This is a genomic window from Thiocapsa roseopersicina, from assembly GCF_900106925.1.
In the GTDB taxonomy this organism is placed as follows: domain Bacteria; phylum Pseudomonadota; class Gammaproteobacteria; order Chromatiales; family Chromatiaceae; genus Thiocapsa; species Thiocapsa roseopersicina.
Genome location: NZ_FNNZ01000023.1, coordinates 40,053 through 58,235, shown reverse-complemented (window position 1 = coordinate 58,235; position 18,183 = coordinate 40,053). Strand labels below are relative to the sequence as shown.

20 protein-coding genes are annotated in these 18,183 nt (G+C 66.8%); 17 read left to right on the top strand and 3 right to left on the bottom strand.

Features of this window, described 5'->3' with window-relative positions; genetic code table 11:
* Window positions 1–117: 117 nt before the first annotated feature.
* Entirely contained in the window at window positions 118–255 is a 138-nt protein-coding gene (locus tag BLV04_RS25055; RefSeq protein ID WP_175534711.1) for a hypothetical protein, read from the top strand.
* 585 nt (window positions 256–840) lie between these two features.
* Here BLV04_RS25055 and istB read toward each other — a convergent pair.
* Together istB and istA are read right to left on the bottom strand one after the other, a co-directional pair.
* A complete protein-coding gene (gene istB / locus BLV04_RS19430; RefSeq protein WP_093036283.1) occupies window positions 841–1,599 on the bottom strand; it encodes an IS21-like element helper ATPase IstB in 759 nt (252 codons plus the stop codon).
* 31 nt (window positions 1,600–1,630) lie between these two features.
* Complete coding sequence (istA, locus tag BLV04_RS19425; protein WP_093036279.1) at window positions 1,631–3,166, bottom strand: IS21 family transposase; 1,536 nt, start codon at window positions 3,164–3,166, stop codon at window positions 1,631–1,633.
* A gap of 251 nt (window positions 3,167–3,417) precedes the next feature.
* Here istA and BLV04_RS19420 point away from each other — a divergent pair, with 251 nt between their 5' ends.
* The 14 genes from BLV04_RS19420 (at window position 3,418) to BLV04_RS19360 (ending at window position 14,290) form a co-directional block, all read left to right on the top strand.
* Entirely contained in the window at window positions 3,418–3,777 is a 360-nt protein-coding gene (locus tag BLV04_RS19420; RefSeq protein WP_175534710.1) for a hypothetical protein, read from the top strand.
* Window positions 3,778–3,919: 142 nt separating this feature from the next.
* Window positions 3,920–4,792 (top strand): hypothetical protein, encoded by an 873-nt coding sequence (locus BLV04_RS19415; RefSeq protein ID WP_093036277.1) that lies wholly within the window; start codon window positions 3,920–3,922, stop codon window positions 4,790–4,792.
* Window positions 4,789–5,637 carry a hypothetical protein gene (locus BLV04_RS19410; protein WP_093036274.1) on the top strand — a complete coding sequence of 283 codons (849 nt, stop codon included), beginning with the start codon at window positions 4,789–4,791 and terminating at the stop codon, window positions 5,635–5,637. The genes BLV04_RS19415 and BLV04_RS19410 overlap by 4 nt, the downstream gene beginning before the upstream one ends.
* A gap of 45 nt (window positions 5,638–5,682) precedes the next feature.
* A complete protein-coding gene (locus BLV04_RS25940) occupies window positions 5,683–5,814 on the top strand; it encodes a hypothetical protein (RefSeq protein ID WP_281241871.1) in 132 nt (43 codons plus the stop codon).
* 90 nt (window positions 5,815–5,904) lie between these two features.
* Window positions 5,905–6,210, top strand: a complete 306-nt coding sequence (locus tag BLV04_RS19405) for a histidine phosphatase family protein (protein WP_093036271.1) — start codon at window positions 5,905–5,907, stop codon at window positions 6,208–6,210.
* A gap of 772 nt (window positions 6,211–6,982) precedes the next feature.
* Window positions 6,983–7,420 (top strand): hypothetical protein, encoded by a 438-nt coding sequence (locus BLV04_RS19400; RefSeq protein ID WP_245731956.1) that lies wholly within the window; start codon window positions 6,983–6,985, stop codon window positions 7,418–7,420.
* A gap of 178 nt (window positions 7,421–7,598) precedes the next feature.
* Window positions 7,599–9,044 (top strand): DDE-type integrase/transposase/recombinase, encoded by a 1,446-nt coding sequence (locus BLV04_RS19395; protein WP_093036268.1) that lies wholly within the window; start codon window positions 7,599–7,601, stop codon window positions 9,042–9,044.
* A complete protein-coding gene (locus tag BLV04_RS19390) occupies window positions 9,041–9,886 on the top strand; it encodes an ExeA family protein (RefSeq protein ID WP_093036265.1) in 846 nt (281 codons plus the stop codon). The genes BLV04_RS19395 and BLV04_RS19390 overlap by 4 nt, the downstream gene beginning before the upstream one ends.
* Before the next feature lie 17 nt (window positions 9,887–9,903).
* Window positions 9,904–10,134 carry a hypothetical protein gene (locus BLV04_RS19385; protein WP_093036262.1) on the top strand — a complete coding sequence of 77 codons (231 nt, stop codon included), beginning with the start codon at window positions 9,904–9,906 and terminating at the stop codon, window positions 10,132–10,134.
* A 644-nt stretch (window positions 10,135–10,778) separates the two neighbouring features.
* Window positions 10,779–10,958: a hypothetical protein gene (locus BLV04_RS19380; RefSeq protein ID WP_093036259.1), complete on the top strand. Its 180-nt coding sequence runs from the start codon at window positions 10,779–10,781 to the stop codon at window positions 10,956–10,958.
* Between the two features lie 198 nt (window positions 10,959–11,156).
* Window positions 11,157–11,393: a hypothetical protein gene (locus BLV04_RS19375; protein WP_093036255.1), complete on the top strand. Its 237-nt coding sequence runs from the start codon at window positions 11,157–11,159 to the stop codon at window positions 11,391–11,393.
* A 29-nt stretch (window positions 11,394–11,422) separates the two neighbouring features.
* Window positions 11,423–11,914 (top strand): hypothetical protein, encoded by a 492-nt coding sequence (locus BLV04_RS19370; protein ID WP_093036252.1) that lies wholly within the window; start codon window positions 11,423–11,425, stop codon window positions 11,912–11,914.
* A 16-nt stretch (window positions 11,915–11,930) separates the two neighbouring features.
* Window positions 11,931–12,275: a hypothetical protein gene (locus BLV04_RS19365; RefSeq protein ID WP_093036249.1), complete on the top strand. Its 345-nt coding sequence runs from the start codon at window positions 11,931–11,933 to the stop codon at window positions 12,273–12,275.
* A gap of 1,187 nt (window positions 12,276–13,462) precedes the next feature.
* The gene (locus BLV04_RS19360; RefSeq protein ID WP_175534709.1) at window positions 13,463–14,290 is read left to right on the top strand and encodes a DUF3530 family protein; all 828 of its coding nucleotides are present in this window, start codon (window positions 13,463–13,465) and stop codon (window positions 14,288–14,290) included.
* Window positions 14,291–14,479: 189 nt separating this feature from the next.
* Here BLV04_RS19360 and BLV04_RS19355 read toward each other — a convergent pair whose 3' ends face one another.
* A complete protein-coding gene (locus tag BLV04_RS19355) occupies window positions 14,480–15,100 on the bottom strand; it encodes a plasmid stabilization protein (protein WP_093036243.1) in 621 nt (206 codons plus the stop codon).
* A gap of 628 nt (window positions 15,101–15,728) precedes the next feature.
* Between BLV04_RS19355 and bet the strand changes: the two genes are divergently transcribed.
* On the top strand, window positions 15,729–16,796 hold the full coding sequence (gene bet, locus BLV04_RS19350; RefSeq protein ID WP_093036240.1) for a phage recombination protein Bet: 1,068 nt from the start codon (window positions 15,729–15,731) through the stop codon (window positions 16,794–16,796).
* Window positions 16,797–16,900: 104 nt separating this feature from the next.
* A complete protein-coding gene (locus BLV04_RS19345; protein WP_093036237.1) occupies window positions 16,901–17,917 on the top strand; it encodes a YqaJ viral recombinase family nuclease in 1,017 nt (338 codons plus the stop codon).
* Window positions 17,918–18,183: the final 266 nt, after the last annotated feature.

Here is an 18,183-nt window from a genome sequence, read left to right as displayed (position 1 = left end):
CCTTGGCGGTCGCCAAAAAAGGGGCAACGCTGGGACATGGCCAAGCTTGGCTGCCGCCGCGCGTGCGCAGCCGCGCGGCCGGCATGAGCCGGTCTGTTCATCGGGGGGGCTGAACCCATGCTGGTGCGCGTCTTCACGCTTGGCTTCGATCCGGTGAGCGAGCGGTTCGAGGACACCTCGATCCGTGACTGCCAGACTGACAAGGTCGTCGAGACCGGGACCGATCATTTCTTCATCCAGGCCGGTCGGCCCTAACTGACGCTGGCTGTCCGCTACCGCCTGGCGGGACCCGCCGCATCAAGCCCGACCGCGTCCAAGCCTTCGGGGACCTCGGCGGCACGCGATGTCGCCTGACGTGTCATCGTCGGGTCCTTCGGAGTTTCTTCGTCTAAGCTCAGTCGCATCGTCGGGCGGAGTCGGTCGGTCCGCCGAAACGTGGCTCGACATTGGCGCACCACTCCTGCCGGCGGAGCGATAACGACAGGGGCCCGGGGCGAACGGCAGAGACCGGGTGGGGTGCCGGGCAGTGAGCTGCGCGTCGAACCAAACTGAGAGTGGAGGAAACGCCCATGACGAGAACATTCGTTGCCTGTAGACAGAAGGTCCACAATCGTGGCAAGCCCCCGGACAGCTTTCTCAATGAGCTGATCAATTGGGGAAGCGCTGCGCCGGACGAGATCTTCGAGCGCAACCCGAACGCGGATGTTTACTTGCGCATTCCACGCCATTCGGCCACCTGTTCCACCGACATCCGGCCGGCGATTCCACCGGCATTCGGCCACCCGTTCCACGGCCATTCGGCCGGGGCAGTCGGAGCGAAGCGACGCAGGTGGGTCATTGTTACTCGGCGGGCACGCTCGGCGTCAACGTCCGGGCGTGGCGTTTGCGCATCGACTCGCCTTTGAGGGTGATCCGGTAGGCGTTGTGGACCAGCCGGTCGAGGATCGCATCGGCGAGGGTGGGATCCCCGATCAGGTCGTGCCAATGCTCGAGGGGCAGCTGGCTGGTGATGAGCGTGGCGCGCTGGCCGTGGCGATCGTCGAGCAGTTCGAGCAGGTCGCGCCGGGCCTCGGCGTCCAGCCCCATCAGTCCCCAGTCGTCGAGCAGTAGTAAATCGGTCTTGGCGAAGCTGCGCATGAGCTTGGGGAAGCCGCCGTCGGCATGGGCGAGGCGCAACTCCTCGAACAGGCGCGGGGCGCGCAGATAACGGGTGGTGAAGCCCTGGCGGCACGCCTGCTGGGCCAGTGCACACGCCAGCCACGTCTTCCCGATGCCGGTCGGGCCGAGGACCAGGCAATTGAGACCCTCGCGGATCCATTGGCCGGTGGCCAGTTGGGTGACGAGGCCGCGATCCAGACCGCGCGGGGTGGTGTAGTCGAGGTCTTCCAGGCAGGCGCTGTGCTTGAGCTTGGCCTGGCGCAGACGGGTCTGCAGGCGGCGATCCTCGCGCAGGGTCAGCTCTCTGTCCACGAGCAGACCGAGGCGCTCCTCGAAGCCCAAGGTGTGGATGTCGGGCAGGTCGAGCTGCTCGCGCAGCGCGGTGGACATGCCGAGGAGGCGCAGCTGTTGGAGCTTATCCAGGGTGGGATGATGCAACATAGGGTCGGACTCCTCTGTGTGGGTATGACGGTCAGTGGAAATAGCCCGGACCACGCAGGTGGTCGTGGGCGGCGGGTAGATCCAGGCTCTGCTGTTCGGGGAGGGCTTGGCGGTCGAGGCCGCGTTGCAGCATCGACTCGATGCTTTTGTAGCGGCAGGCGTTCAGACGCAACGCCCGCGCACAGGCGGCCTCCAGACGATCGTGACCGTAACGCTCGCCCAGGCGCAGGATCCCCAGGCAGGAGCGGAAGCCCTGCTGAGGATGCGGACGGTTGGCCATGATGTGGCCGATGACCCCGGCGGTGGCCGGTCCGGTCTTTTCGGCCCAGCGCACCAGGCGTTCCGGGGTCCACTCGGCGAACTCCCGATGCGCCTTGGGCATGTGCTCGGCCACGGTGGTGTGGCGGCCCTTCAGCGGCGAGCGCACGTGGCTGGCGATGCGTTGGCGGTGGTGAAAGCACTCGACCGTGTGGTCGGTGAGGCGCACGTCCAGCGCCTGCTTCACCAGGGTGTAGGGCACGGAGTAATAGTGCCCGTCGACCTCGACGTGATAATCGATGTTCACCCGTACCCGTTTCCAGGTCGCGTAGACGTAGGGGGTCAGGGGGAGCGGGCGCAGCGCCGGACGATCGATCGTCTCGAAGGCGGTGCGGCGCGAACCGGGCAGTTTCTTGAAGGGCCGCTGATTGAGCCGTTCCAGCAGGGCGGCGATCGCCGTGTTCAACGCGCTCAGGCTGAAGAAGCTTTGGTGGCGCAGGGCCGCCAGGATCCAGCGCTCGACGATCTGCACCCCGGTCTCCGCCTTGGCCTTATCCCGCGGCTTGCGCACCCGCGCCGGCACCACGGCCAGGCCGTAGTGGTTGGCCAACTCCAGGTAGGTGGGATTGAGATCCGGCTCGTAGCGGTGCGCCTTGCTCACGCCGCTGCGCAGATTATCCGGGACCAGAATGGCTGGAACCCCATCGAAGTAGGCGAAGGCCCGCACATGCGAGCCGATCCAGTCGGACAGACCTTGCGACCAGGTCGCCTCGGCGTAGGTGTAGTTCGACGCCCCGAGCACCGCCACGAAGATCTGCGCGGTGCGGATCTCCCCGCTGGCCGGATCGACGACCTCCACCGTGTGCCCGGCGTAGTCGACGAAGAGCTTCTCCCCGGCGCGGTGGGTCTGGCGCATCACCACGTCGAGCGAGCCGCTCCAGTCCTCGTAGCGCTTGCAGAACCAGCTGTAGCCGAAGCCCTCGGGATGGGCGGCCCGGTACTCCTCCCACAGCAGCATCAGCGTCACGCCCGGACGGCGCAGTTCCCGATGCACCGCCGCCCAGTCCGGCACCACGCGGGTGTCGGCCGGTACCGCCGGTGGCGGCGGAAACAGCCGCCGCTCCAGCTCCCGATCGCTCAAGGCCTCGGGCAAGGGCCAAGTCAGCCCCGCGGCGGCAAAGCGCCGTTCGTACTCCCCGACGCTGCTGCGCGACACCTGCAGGCTCGCCGCGATCTGCCGGTGCGACAAGCCGCCCTCGAACCGCAGGCGCAAATACTCGCGAATCTTACGCATGGACAAACGCTCCATCTCGACCCCTTGCTTCGAAAAAGGGGTCGATCCTAGTGGATCGTGGTCCTGCGTCGCCCCCTGCCCGGGGGGTGGCCGAATGGCCGTGGAATCAGTGGCCGGATCGCCGTGGAACGGGTGGCCGAATCAGCGTGGAATCAGTGGCCGAATGCCCGTGGAATGGGTGGCCGAATGGGCGTGGAATACGCATTTACTCGCTGGCGGTCGGCGCCCTTGGCCCTTGGCGGGACCTTAAGCACCGACGCGCGGCGATGCTGGAGGTGCTGCGAGTGCTCGGCGGTTTCGAGAGCAGTTGGGATTGGAGCGAAGGTCGGGATATCAACAATCCCCACTCCGGCACACCGGAGACCGAGGAGGCCGGCATTTTCCAGTGCTCGTGCAACTCCATGGGCTTCGACGCCAGCCTCAAAGAGTTGCTCCAGCAGGCCGCGGGGGACACCAAATGCAAGACGTTCATCGCAGTTACCAAGTCCGACCACCACTTCGCGCTGGAGTACTGCGCGCGCCTGTTGCGGTTCACGGTCAAGCACCACGGCCCGCTCAAGCGCGCGGAGGTTCTGCCATTCCTGTCCCGCGATGCGGTGGCCGAGATCGAATCCTTTCTGAAATGAGGGCCAAGAGTCAGAATCCGCGAACCAAGACGATCCGCAAGGGCGCCGTCTCGGTCGCTTCGATGCAACCGTTCCCCCGGCGCACCTTGCCGCAGTGAGATTGGTGCGCACCCACTTGGACCGACACTTATCGAGGTGAGCCATGGCCTGCACGAAGCCCAACAACACCTTCAAGACCCTAGGCGGCGGTGTACCCGTCCACTACGACCGCATGAACCCACCGTTTCACTATGGTTCCAAGGGAAAGCAGTTCACGCTGGCCGCGGAGAAGTCCCTGGAGAACCTGCTCGACGCGGCCTTTGCGGAGTTATGGCAGAAGTGCCCGCTGGGAAAGGCGGACATCATCCTCACCGCCGGCGCTTTCGTTTGTAAATCCGGCCAGCACGGCAAGGGCAGGGCCTTCGACTGCGACGGGATCTGGTGGGGTGATCGGCTGCTCCTGACCAAGAATTATCGCGCCGATTCGCAGGCCTATCTCGGCGTCGAGGCGATCCTGCGCAAGCACATCGGCACCGTGTTGAACTTCGAATACAACCGGTCGCATGAGGACCACTGGCACCTGGATACCGGCACCAAGCCGGGCTTCAGTGCCTCCAGCAAGTCCCGGGTGCTGTTTCTGCAGATGGCATTGGGAAAGCTGTTTGGTCGCCGCGTGGACGTGGACGGGCGTGTCGGTGACGAGACCCGTGGCGCGGTCCGGGATGTGCTCGAGGCGCTTGGTCTGGCCACCGCGGCCGAGATGAGTACCGACAACAAGACCGACAAGGAACTCGCCCGGAACTGGATGGCGTTCCTCGACGCCGCCGCCGAGAGGGGCCTTGCCACGCTGGCACCCCCCGGCGCGGGCGCCGGTGCACCCCCCACGGAGCCAGACCCGCTGCAACTGCTGGCCCGCCTCCACGATCTGCTGAAAGACGAGCTAGAGGACCATCCGGCTCGCAAGGAGATCGAGCGGGCGGTGGAGAACTTCGCTGAGCACCCGGAGATCGACGCGGTCCTGGCGCGCTTCCAATGATCACACGCCGAGCATCAGGGATCCCGGCAGGTTACCCGCTGCGGCCCGCACACCGCCCGGGCGGGGCTGCGCTGTTCCTGGCGGCGCTGCTCGGAGCTGCCGGCTGCAGCGCGGCGCAGACGTCGCCGCGGGCCATCGTCGATGCCGAGACCGGGCAGCTCTATGGCGGTGTCCGGGATGGTCGCTGGATCGCCGCAGAGGCAATGGATAAAGGTACCTTGGAGGGCGCCGAGCTGGTGCGCTACGCGAATGACGGAACGCGTGGGAACAGTTCGGTTCTGCGCCCAGTGCCGACGGACGAGACCTGCTCCAACCCGACCTATCGGCCGCAGTCCGGGGCGGGGGCGGAAGCGGGAACCTACTTGGCGCCCGATTGGGATGCCGCGCCGCGGCGGGCGACAGTCCTGTCCACCGACAACCCGACCTACCGAGCAGCGCTATCCGACTGGCTGTCGGCCCGGGGCATCGCCGATCCGGCCCCGGCCATTGCGCAATTGGTCCGCGTGGACCTGGAGGGGGACGGTCGCGACGAGGTCGTGCTGACCGCGGAACGCCAACGGGGCAGCATCACCTCTACCCGCGCCGGGGACTATTCGGTGCTGTTGCTGAATCGGCTTCAGGGTGAGCGGGTCGTCACCGTCGCGCTGCGGGCCGATGTTTATCCGGAGGACTGTGTCGCCGAGTGCGCTCCGACCCGCTACCGGCTGTTCTCGACCTTGGACCTCGACGGGGACGGCAGGCTGGAGTTGATCGTCACCAGCGAGGACTACGAGGGCATAGGCCGTGCCGTCTACGGGCTCGATGATCTGACGCAACCGGCCCTTGCCTGGCATTGCGGCCCTTGAGCAAAGCCTTCCCGCGAACCGAAAGCCCGACGAAGGAGGTAATCGATGCAACCGATGACTGTCCGCAACGCAGTAGCGGCAGTTCTATGGCCCTGCACCCAGCTCGCGAGCGCCGCGACATGCACCACTTGGCCAGCGGAGGTCTATCTGCTGCGCCATGCCGAAAAGCTGAATTAGACGAGCGATAGCCCCCTCAGCGGCGCGGGCTGGCAGCGCGCCGGCGGTCTGCCCAAGGCGTTTTAAGGGGTCGAGGTCGGCGCCGTTCTGGTGAGCGACAAGCTCCGCACCGAACAGACCGCGTTGGCACTTATAGAGGCAACCGGCATCGGCTTGCAACCATTTGCCCAACACGCGAGTCGGGGTATCGCCAAGCTCGCGGACGCGATCTGCGAAGCCGGCAGCCAGAGCGCCAAAGCCGTGGTGGTGGTCGGCCATGAGTCGACGGTGCCGAAGATCATGACCGCGATCGGCGTCGCCACGGAGGAAGAGAAGCGCCCGTTGTTCGACGACCTTTTCCGGGTCGCCCCGAGCACCGGCGCTACGCAACCCGGCAGGTACGGCGATTGTCCCTGATCTTGACCGCCTGCCAACCATCCTCAACTGAGGACTGAGCACCATGAGCACGACACTGAACGGCACCTGGATCCATCGCAGCTTTCGCAACGACCTGCCCGTCCCCGCGCCTGCACCGGCGCTGCAACCGATACATCCTGGTCGCCCCCTGGGCGCGGCCGGGCCGCTTCGAGGCATCAACCGAGAGCGACGGCACGGTTCACGGCGAGCTGACGTTTCCCGGTGACATTCGGCTCAGCGTCTCCGGCCGAGCTCACGAGCCCATGCCGGCAGGCAACGGGGACCGTGGACAATGCCTGGCTCCGTGGAGCTGACCGCGACCACCGGCGAGACCGATTACCGCCTCCGCGTCTGGCTCATTACCGATTCCAACGCAATCGCCGGCACTGTCCTGTCGGTCCAAAACGACCTGGCCCACCCGACGGCACCATGGGCTCGTGGACTTTGGTCAAGACAGCGTGAATCGATACCCGGCGTTGGCCGCGACAGTAACGGCAGCCGGGAAGACAGGCGCCCCGCGGCGTCGCTATCTGGAGCGAAGCGACGATGTACAACGCCATTTCTGCGACAGGTCATGGAGTCGGGACGGTGAGTACGGCCACTTTCCCTGATGGGTTTTTCCCCTTAAATCGTCATCTTTCATGAGGGAGAGCGGTGGGCCTCCCTCGGGGTGCTTGAACAACAGCACCCGTCGGGAGAGTCTCTTGTTTGCGAAGACAAAGAGACTCCATCAGTGTGCCACGCCTTCCTTGAAAGCCCCACGTTTTTCGCCGTGTTGCTGCACATCGACGAAGATCTCGCCGAGGCCGCCCGAGAGGCCGGTTGCCCCGCCTGCGGCGGCACGCTGCATCAGGCCGACTACCCCCGTAAGCCGCGCGGCTGTCCGGAGCCATGGCGCGAGGCGTTCGCCACGCGTCGCAGCTTTTGCTGTGCGCAGTGTCGGCGACGCCTGACGCCGCGCTCGGTGCGGTTCCTGGGCCGGCGGGTCTATCTCGGCCTCATCGTCGTGCTGGCCTGCGTGCGTCATCGCGGACAGCACCCCCAAGCGGCAGCCTTGGCCGGTCCCGATCCGTACCCTGCGGCGCTGGCAGACCTGGTGGCGGGAGCAGTTGGCGCAGACCCCGCTGTGGTGCGGCGCGCAGGGGGGCTTTGTGCCGCCGGTGGATCTGCAACAGGCGCCGGGGAGTCTGCTCGAGCGCTTCCTCGGTGATGCCGCGGAAGCCCTGGTGGCGTTGCTGCGCTTTTTGAGTCCCTTGACGAGTCGTTCGTGCAGGCTGCACGAGGGCGGCTGACGCCACGCAGAGGATGCAGCTCGAAGGCGCCGGGGCACCCCGCTAGGCTGATCGCGAAGGTGCCGGAACCCCCGGCGCCGCAGCCTGGAGACCCCTATGTCGATCCCCATCGAGGTTCCGCAACGCGAGCGGTGGGCCCGCGTGCGCTTTGCGATCATTGGCCCCCTACTCGCCGCCCCGCCGCCGGAAGGCGACCTGCAGGCGGCACTCGCCGCCTTGGCCGCCAAGACCTGGCGCCATCCCGTCACCGGCCTGGATGTTCGGTTCGGTGTGTCGACCCTTGAGCGCTGGTACTACGCCGCGCGCGCCGCGCCCGATCCGGTGGCGGTGCTGCGCAATCGCGTGCGCGCCAACCGCGGGGCCTTCCCGAGCGTGCTGCCCGCCGCACGCGAGGCCCTGCAGACGCAGTACCGCGATCATCCCGGCTGGACCGCGCAACTGCATTGCGACAACCTGGCGGCGACACTCGCCGGCACCGCCACCGCGGTGCCGTCCTATCCGAGCGTGCGGCGCTATTTGAAGGCGCACGGGATGGTGCGTCGCGCCACCCCCAAGCGCGATACCGCCGGCGCGCTGGCCGCGCGCGATCGCCTGGAACAACGCGAGGTGCGCAGCTTCGAGGTCGAGCACGTCTCGGCGCTCTGGCACCTGGATTTCCATCACGGCTCGCGCAAGGTGTTGACCGCGGCCGGGACCTGGCTCACGCCGCTGCTGTTCGGGGTCATGGACGATCGCTCGCGCCTGGTTTGTCACCTGCAGTGGTACACGCAGGAAACCGCCGAGGTGCTGGTGCACGGACTGTCGCAGGCGTTCATGAAGCGCGGCCTGCCGCGCGCCCTGATGACCGACAACGGCGCGGCGATGCTGGCCGAGGAGACCGTGGCCGGATTGGCCCGACTGGGCGTCCTGCACCAGACCACGCTGCCCTATTCGCCCTATCAGAACGCCAAGCAGGAGGCCTTTTGGGGCCGCGTGGAAGGGCGCCTGATGGCGATGCTCGAAGGGGAGTCCGGGCTGAGCTTGGACACCCTCAACCACGCCACCCAGGCCTGGGTCGAGCAGGAGTATCACCGCAGCACCCATTCGGAATTGGCCACCACGCCGCTGGCGCGTTATCTGGAGGGGCCCGCCGTGGCGCGCCCCGCCCCGGACGCCGCCGCCCTGCGCGCGGCCTTCCGCATCGAGGTCGCCCGACGCCAGCGCCGGGCCGACGGCACCGTCAGCCTGGCCGGCATCCGCCTGGAAATCCCCGCACGCTACCGCGCCCTGGAGACGGTGCATCTGCGCTACGCGCGCTGGGATCTGGCCCATGTCGATCTGGTGGATCCGCACAGCGGCGCGATCCTGAGTCCCCTGCGCCCGCTCGATAAGGCCGCCAATGCCGGGGAGTCCCGCCGGGCCCTGGTACCCGGCGCCCCGCTCCCGGAACCGAGCGCGCCCGGCGGCATCGCGCCGCTGTTGCGCCAACTGCTCGAGACCCATGCCGCGACCGGCCTGCCGCCGGCCTATCTGCCCCTGAACACCGCCGAGGACGCCCGATGAAGACGCGACTGCTCGCCCTCTACGGCCTGAAATGGCATCCCTTCGCCTCGGAACTGCCGATCGAGGCCCTCTACATCCCCCCGCGCGTGGAGCACTTCCTGTGGCGCATCGAACAGGCGCAGATCCGCGAAGGCGGGTTTGCGATGATCCACGGCGAACCGGGTACCGGCAAAAGCGTCGTGCTGCGCCTGCTCGCCGAGCGCCTCGCCCGGCTCCCGGATCTCACCGTCGGCGCCATCGATCACCCGCAAAGCAGCCTCGGGGATTTCTACCGCGAGCTCGGCGAGCTGTTCAGCGTCCCGCTGCGTCCGCACAACCGCTGGGGTGGCTTCAAGGCGCTGCGTGCGACCTGGCTCGGCCATCTGCAGACCACCCGCCGGCGTGCCGTGCTGCTGGTGGACGAGGCCCAGGAGATGAGCCCCGCCGTGCTCAACGAGCTGCGCCTGCTCGCCAGCGCCCGCTTCGACTCCCAACCGCTGCTGTGCGTCGTCCTCGCCGGGGATACCCGCCTCACCGATCACCTGCGCCGCGAGGAGCTGCTGCCCTTGGGCTCGCGCATCCGCACCCGTCTGGCCACCGAGCACGCCCGCCGCGAGGAGCTGCTCGCCTGCCTGCAGCACCTGTGCGCCAGCGCCGGCAACGCAGCCCTCATGAGCGAGCCCCTGCAGCACACCCTCTGCGACCACGCTGCCGGCAACTACCGCATCCTCGCCACCCTGGCCGCCGAGCTGCTCGCCGTCGCCGCCCAACACGAGCGCCCCCAGCTCGACGAGGCGCTCTTCCTCGAGGTCTTCACCCCGCCCGCCACCGCGACCCCGCGGCGCACGGCCTTGCCACGTTGACCGACTCGGAGTAGCCCATGACACAACCACAACCCCGCCAGACCCTGCAACCGATCGACCTTCCGCCGCTGCCCGACGAGGCCGCTGTTGCCCTGATCGAGGTGCTCCGGGAACTGCTCTTCCAGTTCGAAGGCCACTACTTCGGACAGCTGTGTCGGTATCACGCCGAGCACGCCGCCGAGCACCACCGGCGACAACCCGATCTGTTCGATGACGCCCCGGACTTCGACGATCCGCTGTTGTTCTGATCCCCATCACCGCGCTTGCCCCATCGCGCGATGCCGGCTCGACACGCCGGCCGCGCGAGGCGGGGAGACCGCTTCGCCGACCCCCATCACGCAACTTGATCGCGCCACCATCAAATTGGCTGACCGCACTCAACGGCCGCGACGGGTCGCGGCCAGGTTGTCGTGCGGGCCGCTTGGGCCGCCACGGCGCTGCTCGCCGCGGCCGGCTCCTGGCTGCCGGCGCAGGCGCAGTGCGTGCTGGGCGGGCAGCCCCCTGCGAGGCGTCTGCGGCGCTGATCATCGACTGCCTGGGCGAGGGCGGCCAATGCCTGTTGGTGGGTGACAACGAGATCCGGCGCGCTGTTCCTGTACGGGCTTGATCGGGACGGTCGTCCCCGCGGCGAGACCCGGACGCTGGAGTTGGCGCTGGATGACGACAACGAGCTGTCCGACATCGAGGCACTGACCCGAGCGGCGATGGCACTCTGCTCGTATTCGGCTCGCACAGTCGCAAGTCCGTCGGCGACGCCGCGAAGAGGCGGAACCTTAGCCGCTTCGGGATCATCCGTGCGCTCGAGCCGGAGCCGATTGCCGTTGCGGTCCGCCAATCGGACAAGATCAAGTGCGCTAACCTGTTCGATGACGACATCCGCGACGAGCCCTTGATGAAAGCCGTCTGCAAGGTGATCAAGCGTACCGAGGCCGAAGCCATGGCCGTTGCCAAGGACATCAGGGACAAGGCAATCGACAAGGATGAGGCCAAGCGGCGCTGCAATGCCATTACGCCATACAACGCCGAGGGGGCGGTCGACGTCGCGGCCGCCAGCAGCACCCCGAGCGTGTAGATCGGGCTGCGCTCGCCGCTGCTCGATGCCCATCCCGCAGAGCCCGAGCGGCGCGACTTGGCGTTGCTGCTTCACCTGAATGACCTCAGTGCCTACGAATTCGACCGGGTCGGCGTGCTTGACCTGGACGGACGCGGCGTCCGCGATCTGGCCACCGCTGCCGGTTGGGTCTAGCTCATTGCGGGTCCGCCGCAGGACATGGGCGCGGGCAACGCGCAGCCGTTCCAGCTCAGGCGTTTTCGGGCCGACGACTTGGCCGGGGATGCGATTATTCTCCCCGAGCTGGTGCGCGATGATCTGCCCACCTCGTCCGAACGGCTGGCGCTGATCGGCAACCGCGCCATCGTCGTCATCGTCGTCATCGACGGTGACGAGGGCAAGAAATGTAAGGACACCTGCGCGGTGGCGCGCCGCTACCTGATCGTGACACCGTAACGACAATCTGCAATGCAAGGGTTATCAGCATGATGGACAAACGACCACTCCCCGATCGCCCGACGGCTTACCTGCTGCTCTACGTGCTCGTTTGCTCAGGCTGCGCTACGCGCCTGGCCCCGGCTTACGACGAGCACATCGTCGTCGGCCTGACCAACGCGAATACCCAAGCCATGACGCTGTTCGCCGCTTTTTCGGCAGGGGCGAAACAGGATCAATTCGCCGCTTACAAGGATCGATACGACGGGCTCATCGGCTCGTTGCACGCATTGGAGATGCAGATTCACGCGCGCCCTGCTCCGGCAACGCCTTTGAGACTTGCCGCCGATTTCTCTCGGGACGAGGTTGATGCCTCCGGCCCGCCGGTGGAGCCGATCCAGGGCATGGCGAGAACCATCACCACCACGCGCGACGTGCACGGCGCCAATGGGCTCACCGCAACCGAGGTCGAAGCGATGCGAAGGCAATGGATGATCTATGCGGATCAAGCCTTGACCTACGAAGCCTACCTAGAGCGCTAACGCGGAGGATTACAACATGAGTATTGATGTGCAACAGGTAACCGACGCCGTGATTGCGACAGCCAGCGAGGTCATCGACGCAGACGTGACACTGATCCGCAGTTTTCAGCGCCGGCAGGTGGAAGCCTTGGCGCAGCAGGCCGCCTTCATCGCCGCCGGTATCGCCTCCGGCGACATCACGGAGAATACGCGGGACTTTTTTCTCGACGAGTTGGAGCATATGGCCGAGTCCTTCGTGAAGACCTTGGTGCGGCTATCCCATGTCTTGTTCGAAAAGATCTGGAATGCCGTCATGCAGGTGCTATGGCAGGCGATCGAAGGCGCAATCGGTACTGCCCTGCCCTTGCCGAGGCTTGCCTGAGCTGCGCCAGGTCGGAGTCGCGGTCCACGAGGAAATCGATACAGTGGCGCAGCGAGGGAGGTCCAAACGGGTGCCATGCAGGCGAAGGCCGTTGCGTCCAGCTCGTGTGAGGATAGGAAATTCAACCGTCCTTGGGCGTCTAGAAGCTCGGTGAGGACGGCTCTAGCGGGGGCTCGAAGAGCGGTCAACGCCCCGCCAAGGGGCTAATGGCCGCGCGAGCGGTGCATTCGCGTGGTGGTCCGAGAAATGGGTCGAGATTAAGGGGCGTAGCGGGGGCTCGCGGACGAGGGGACCATACCCTCTCGCGCAGGCTGTCGATTGCCCCATACTGGATGCTGTCAGGCCAGAGGCTGTCGTAAGTCGATGTTTTCACGAGGTCGTGGTTGCCTGTTCGAGCCAGTGTCCAGCAAACACGATACTGAGCCCGAAACGAAGAAACAATGAGTTAACGACCTCTGGCAGCGCAATTTCCGGCCCCTATTGTTCAGTTGTCCGCTAGACAGCGCGCAGAAGACAGCGGCTACCACGCGATACGCTAATCGACTTCGAGCTCGGGCTGAGCGACAAGGTCCCAATCCGCCACCGGCTCGGGCACCTCGTCCCAGGCGGGCGGTCCACGGGCGGGAGAGATCGGGGGTGGGCGTGGTGGCTCACCGATTTGGGTGAGGATCTGCTCGACGGGCGCGGCATCGGCGATGAACGCAGCACTCGGCTCAGCGTCCGCTACCGTTCACAATCCGGCCGTTGCCTCTCTGAGGGCCAATGTCGCTTCTTGGGTCGTGACCGGTCCATCGGTCGCACGACGGCGGGTGACCGTTATCAGGATCGAACGGTCACTCGTGGCCTCTCCGGCACTGACCGGTTGCGGGGCCGGCTCACCCCCACTGACCCGGAGAGGGGAAATCGGGACGCCCGACGGCCGAGCCTGCGCGTCTTGATTGGGTACTGGCCCGTCGCTGATCTGCCGCCCTTCGAGCGCCGTGTTCCTGCGGAGACCGGATCGAAGAGAGCCGGACTCGCGACAAGCCCGACCTCGGTCTATGGTGATCGTTCGGAGCACAGAGCATCCCCGAACCGAAAAGGGCGATGCGCCTGAATCCGAGGAGACTCGCGAGCTTACACGGGGCGGTGTGTCGAGAAGATGCGCCCCGCCGCACCGAGACCCGCACACCACAGGAGGCCAACCGATGACGAAGACACCGACCACCCTGCCCACCCTGTCCATCTTGCTCGCCTTGGTCGTTGCCAGTCCGAGCGGACCGATCCATGCCGACACCGCCGCTGCGCCGATCCAAGCGACCGGCTCGGATTTCGGCAAAGAGCTGCGTTGGCGCGAGCAGATCGTCGACAGCTTGATGGACGGCGAGGCCGTCGATCTCACGGCCGGCGAGGCGACCTTCCTCGGGCTTTATACCGAGGCCGAAGAGGACGCGGGCCGGGGTGCGATCATCGTGCACGGCATCGGCGTTCACCCCAACTGGCCACAGGTGGTCTATCCGCTGCGCACCGCTCTGCCCCGCGACGGATGGAGCACCCTCGCCATTCAGATGCCGGTCCTGGCGAACGAGGCGACCGGGGCCGATTACGCGCCGCTCATCGCCGAAAGTGCCCCCCGCCTCGCTGCCGCCGTCGCCTATCTGAAGGCACATGGCGCCGAGCGCATCGTCATCGTCGCGCACAGTCTCGGCGCCACCATGGTCAACGACGCCCTCGCCGCCCGTCCCGACGACGTCGATGCTTATGTGGCCATCGGCATGTCCAGCAGCGGACTTCAGGCCGGTCGCGACAACGTCGAACTGGTGCGCAGGATCACCATCCCGATGCTCGACCTGTTCGGCGAGAATGATCTGCCGGCGGTCGTCTCGGGGGCCCGGGAGCGCGCCGAGACCGCCGCTGCGAACCCCGGCTATCATCAGGTGCAGATCCCCGGCGCGGACCATTTCTTCGAGGGATATGAAGAGCCCTTGATCGAGACCGTCGTTCAGTGGCTGGAACAGACTGTGCCGACCCCGTAATGGCCGGGGACCGCCTCATGGGGCGACCGCGCAACGACGGCGACGCGGGCTTGGTGACGAGTCGACGACGCCGACTCCGATCAAGTGGCGTGCCCGCCTGACGCTCGAACCGCAGGCACAGGACAACAGGCGAACGCCGGCGATCGCCATGACCGGACCTACGGATCTACGGAGCTTCGGGGAAGCGGATTACGTGGCAACCTCCTCCTCGTCTCCCTCCAACTCGCCCTCCTCGTCCAACACCACCACGGAAGTTGCTGCAGCATCCCCGGCGGCGATCTCCTCCTCCTTGCCTTGGCGGCGCGCGAAATCACGGGCACGCGCTTCGATTTCGACGATGCGTCGACCGACGGAGAGGAGCTCGTTGCGCCAGGTATAGACCGCATCGGCGCGTTGGCGGTTGCTGAAGAGGCCGCTCAGCCAGAGGGTGTCGATGCCGACGGTGAGTCGATCGAGGGCTTGAATCAGATTGGCGTACTGGGAGAGCTGGGGCGAGGAGATGCGAAAGGTCACCCGACTCGGGTTGGTGTAGCGCGGCACGGCGGCGATGCCGTTGGCACTCTTCAATGTCTCCACGCGGGCAATCTCTTCGTCCAAGCGTTGGGCGAAGGCGCCGAGCAGGCCATCGACCAGGCCCTCGACCTCCTCCATCTGCCGGGCATCGCCGATCGCGTGGAGCACCACGTCGATCCCGTAGAGGGCGCGCGCGACACGGATCAGGCTGCGGCCGACGACGCGGTGGGCATGTGCCGATTGCAGGGTGACGGGGACGTGGAATTCGGGGCGGCTGTAACCTCTCGGGGCGGGCATGGGGATGCTCTTTGCGGCTGATCGGGGTCTTCAGCCTATCCCGGTCCCGAGCGCGCTCGCATCGGGGAAAAGACCTCCGAAACGCTGCTTTTCGACCAGATCACGGCCTTGCATTCGCCGTGCGCCTGCGCTGGAATACACAAGCGGTAGCTGGCCGCGGCTCCCCGGGAGCCGAAACGTCCGCCCGGACGTAACAGCCGAAGCCAGGTCCCCTTGATCGCGAGCGGTCGCCGCGAAGGCAACAGGCCTTCAGGTGTCGTCGACAGTCCTTCACGTCGATCGCGCACCCGTCTCCGTCGAACGTTCCGCAACGCACCGACCTCGCCCCGAGGATCGACACCGCGCCGTGTCGCTCCATACGTCTGCACGCCATCCTCCGAACCCCATCGATTCCCCTGTCCCCTGCGCCCGTGACCCGCACGGTCCGCAGCGGACAGGCGATTCTCGAGTCATCCGTTCGGTTCTCCCTGCACGAGACCGACCGACGGGGCCGCTGACCCCGGGCGTTTGCCCGAACACAGCCGAAACCAACCGCCGGCCCTGCCGGCTCACCCGTCCCGGGGAGACTGCCGCTCCCCCGGGGAGAGGTGTGTCTCCTCGGGTTCACCCACCCAATGGAGACCACGCCATGGCTACACGCCGCAGCAGCCCGACCCAAGCCTTGACCACCTCGCTCGTCCCCAGCCGCCTCCCGGTCGCCCCGAGCGTCCTCGCCGAGATCGGCTTGGACGCCGGAACCTGGGCGGTGCTCGCCGACTCGATCTTCCCCAACGCCAAGACACCCGAGGGCGTGATCCTCGCGGTGCGCTATTGCCAGGCGCGCGGCCTGGACGTGATGAAACGCCCGGTACACGTCGTCTCCATGTGGTCGACCGCTCTCGGACGTTACGTCGAGACCGTGTGGCCCGGCATCGCCGAGGTCCAGATCACGGCGGCGCGCACCGGCCTGTGGGCGGGGCTCGACTCGCCGCGGTTCGGACCGGAGCTGACCAAAACCTTCACCGGGACGGTCAAGCGCGACGACAAGTGGACCGAGGTCGCCGTCACCGTGACCTTCCCCGAGTGGGCCGAGACGACGGTCTATCGGATGGTCAACGGGGTGCGCTGCCCCTTCTCCGAGATGGTCTTCTGGGAGGAGACCTATGCCCGACAAGGCCGCGCGGAGGTGCCGAACGAGATGTGGCAGAAGCGTCCGAAGGGACAGCTCCTCAAATGCGCCAAAGCCGCGAGCCTGCGGGCGGCCTTTCCCGAGGAAGCCGGCTACACCGCCGAGGAGATGGAAGGCAAGGCCATCGAGGGCCATGCCCCCGTCGACGGGGCCGTGATCGAGGGCGAGATCGTGACCGCGCAACCGACCACGATCCAACCGCGGGTGACTCCGACAGTCGTCGACACCGCGTCGGTCGACACCGCTCGGCCGAACGGAATCGACGAGACCGCCGTCTCCGAGACCGCCCCGGCGGATCCCGCACAGCGGGATGCCGTCATCGACGCGCAGGTGGCCAAGCAGGTCGCCACGCTCGTGGAGCGGGCCTGCAAGGTCGGCGCCTGGGGTCAGGCCGAGGACTATGCCCGCGCCCGCTTCAACGGGGCGCATCTGGCTTACGCCCTCGCCGAGTTGGAGCAGGCGGCCGCGCTGTCGGTCGTTACGAGGAAAGCCAAGACCGCCGAGGCGCCCGTCGCCGAAGCCGCCTAGATCCCATGACCGCCACGGACGGCGGTCATGGGATTCCGATCATCCACCCCATGGGGCACGCGCTGCCCCTCGGGGACGGTGCCCCGTTCTGTTCAGGAGCACCCATGCACGTCATCGACATCACCCAACGCACCCCCGACTGGCACGCCTGGCGTAACGCCGGGGTCTCGGCCTCCGATGCCGCGGTCGTTCTCGGCGTCTCGCCCTACAAGACGCCGTGGCGGCTCTGGGCGGAGAAGATCGGGATGCTGTTGCCCGAAGACCTGAGCGGCAACCCGATCGTACGACGCGGCAACGCGCTCGAAGACACCGCCCGCCGGGGCTTCGAGGAACGCCACGACACCTTGCTGCTGCCGCTCTGCGGCGAGTCCGACACCCATCCCGTGATCCGCGCCTCGTTCGACGGCCTGGACAACAACGGAATCCCGGTCGAGCTCAAGGTGCCGCACGAGAGCACCTATCTGCAGGTCCTGGAGCACGGCGTCGCCTCGGAGGCTTACCGCCTCTATTGGCATCAGGTCCAGTGCCAGATCCATGTCGCCGACGCCGCCGAAGGCTGGCTGGTGTTTCATCGGGCGCCGGGCATCGCGGTCGACTTTCGCATCCCGCGCGACGAGACCTTCATCCGAGACACCCTGGTGCCGCGCTGCCTGGAGTTTCGGGCGCGCGTGGAGAAGAAGCAGGAACCCGAGCGCGATCCCGAGCGGGATCTCTACACCCCGTCCGGCACGGAGCTGGCCACCTGGACGCGGCTGTCCGGGGAGTACCGCAGGCTCGCCGCCGAGAAGGCCAAGCTCGACGCCGCGCTCAAGACCCTGAAGTCGGGTCTGGACGGCATCGAGTCGCAACTGGTGGCCCTGCTGGGCGACTTCGCGATGGGCGAGAGCGCCGGGCTGAGGGTCCTGCGCTACGCCGTGGCCGGAGCGATCGACTACAAGGCCGCCCTCGCGGACGTTGCACCCGATGTCGATCCGATGCGCTTGGAGCGCTATCGCCGCGCGTCCTCCGACCGGGTCAGGATCACGACCCTGAAGGAAGGCACGGCAAGCGGCCCGTTCAGTGAGGCCGAGGTCCAAGCGCTGCGGCACGCCACCGAGACCGACATGGGCTTTTACTTCTAGCCATGCGGAACCAGGCCCAAGGACGGGCCCCGGATCCGCGGATCCATTCCAAGACACCCCGGCCCCGGTCGGCGGCTGTCCCGTCCTGACTGATGTTTAAGCAGTCTCGATCGGACAACCGAATGACGTGATGTCCCTGCCGGACATGACGACTCCGCGTGCTGAACGGGCCGACTCTCGGCGACACAGCCAATCCCAAACCTCTGCAACCCAAGCCCCCGGGGAGACCTGCGCTCCCCCAAAGGAAGCGTGCGTCTCCTCGGGAT

Coding starts and splice junctions, on each gene's coding strand:
- BLV04_RS25055 (WP_175534711.1), top strand. CDS start 118: ATGCTGGTGCGCGTCTTCACGCTTGGCTTCGATCCGGTGAGCGAGCGG.
- istB (WP_093036283.1), bottom strand. CDS start 1,599: ATGTTGCATCATCCCACCCTGGATAAGCTCCAACAGCTGCGCCTCCTC.
- istA (WP_093036279.1), bottom strand. CDS start 3,166: ATGGAGCGTTTGTCCATGCGTAAGATTCGCGAGTATTTGCGCCTGCGG.
- BLV04_RS19420 (WP_175534710.1), top strand. CDS start 3,418: ATGCTGGAGGTGCTGCGAGTGCTCGGCGGTTTCGAGAGCAGTTGGGAT.
- BLV04_RS19415 (WP_093036277.1), top strand. CDS start 3,920: ATGGCCTGCACGAAGCCCAACAACACCTTCAAGACCCTAGGCGGCGGT.
- BLV04_RS19410 (WP_093036274.1), top strand. CDS start 4,789: ATGATCACACGCCGAGCATCAGGGATCCCGGCAGGTTACCCGCTGCGG.
- BLV04_RS25940 (WP_281241871.1), top strand. CDS start 5,683: ATGCAACCGATGACTGTCCGCAACGCAGTAGCGGCAGTTCTATGGCCC.
- BLV04_RS19395 (WP_093036268.1), top strand. CDS start 7,599: ATGTCGATCCCCATCGAGGTTCCGCAACGCGAGCGGTGGGCCCGCGTG.
- BLV04_RS19390 (WP_093036265.1), top strand. CDS start 9,041: ATGAAGACGCGACTGCTCGCCCTCTACGGCCTGAAATGGCATCCCTTC.
- BLV04_RS19385 (WP_093036262.1), top strand. CDS start 9,904: ATGACACAACCACAACCCCGCCAGACCCTGCAACCGATCGACCTTCCG.
- BLV04_RS19380 (WP_093036259.1), top strand. CDS start 10,779: ATGAAAGCCGTCTGCAAGGTGATCAAGCGTACCGAGGCCGAAGCCATG.
- BLV04_RS19375 (WP_093036255.1), top strand. CDS start 11,157: ATGGGCGCGGGCAACGCGCAGCCGTTCCAGCTCAGGCGTTTTCGGGCC.
- BLV04_RS19370 (WP_093036252.1), top strand. CDS start 11,423: ATGATGGACAAACGACCACTCCCCGATCGCCCGACGGCTTACCTGCTG.
- BLV04_RS19365 (WP_093036249.1), top strand. CDS start 11,931: ATGAGTATTGATGTGCAACAGGTAACCGACGCCGTGATTGCGACAGCC.
- BLV04_RS19360 (WP_175534709.1), top strand. CDS start 13,463: ATGACGAAGACACCGACCACCCTGCCCACCCTGTCCATCTTGCTCGCC.
- BLV04_RS19355 (WP_093036243.1), bottom strand. CDS start 15,100: ATGCCCGCCCCGAGAGGTTACAGCCGCCCCGAATTCCACGTCCCCGTC.
- bet (WP_093036240.1), top strand. CDS start 15,729: ATGGCTACACGCCGCAGCAGCCCGACCCAAGCCTTGACCACCTCGCTC.
- BLV04_RS19345 (WP_093036237.1), top strand. CDS start 16,901: ATGCACGTCATCGACATCACCCAACGCACCCCCGACTGGCACGCCTGG.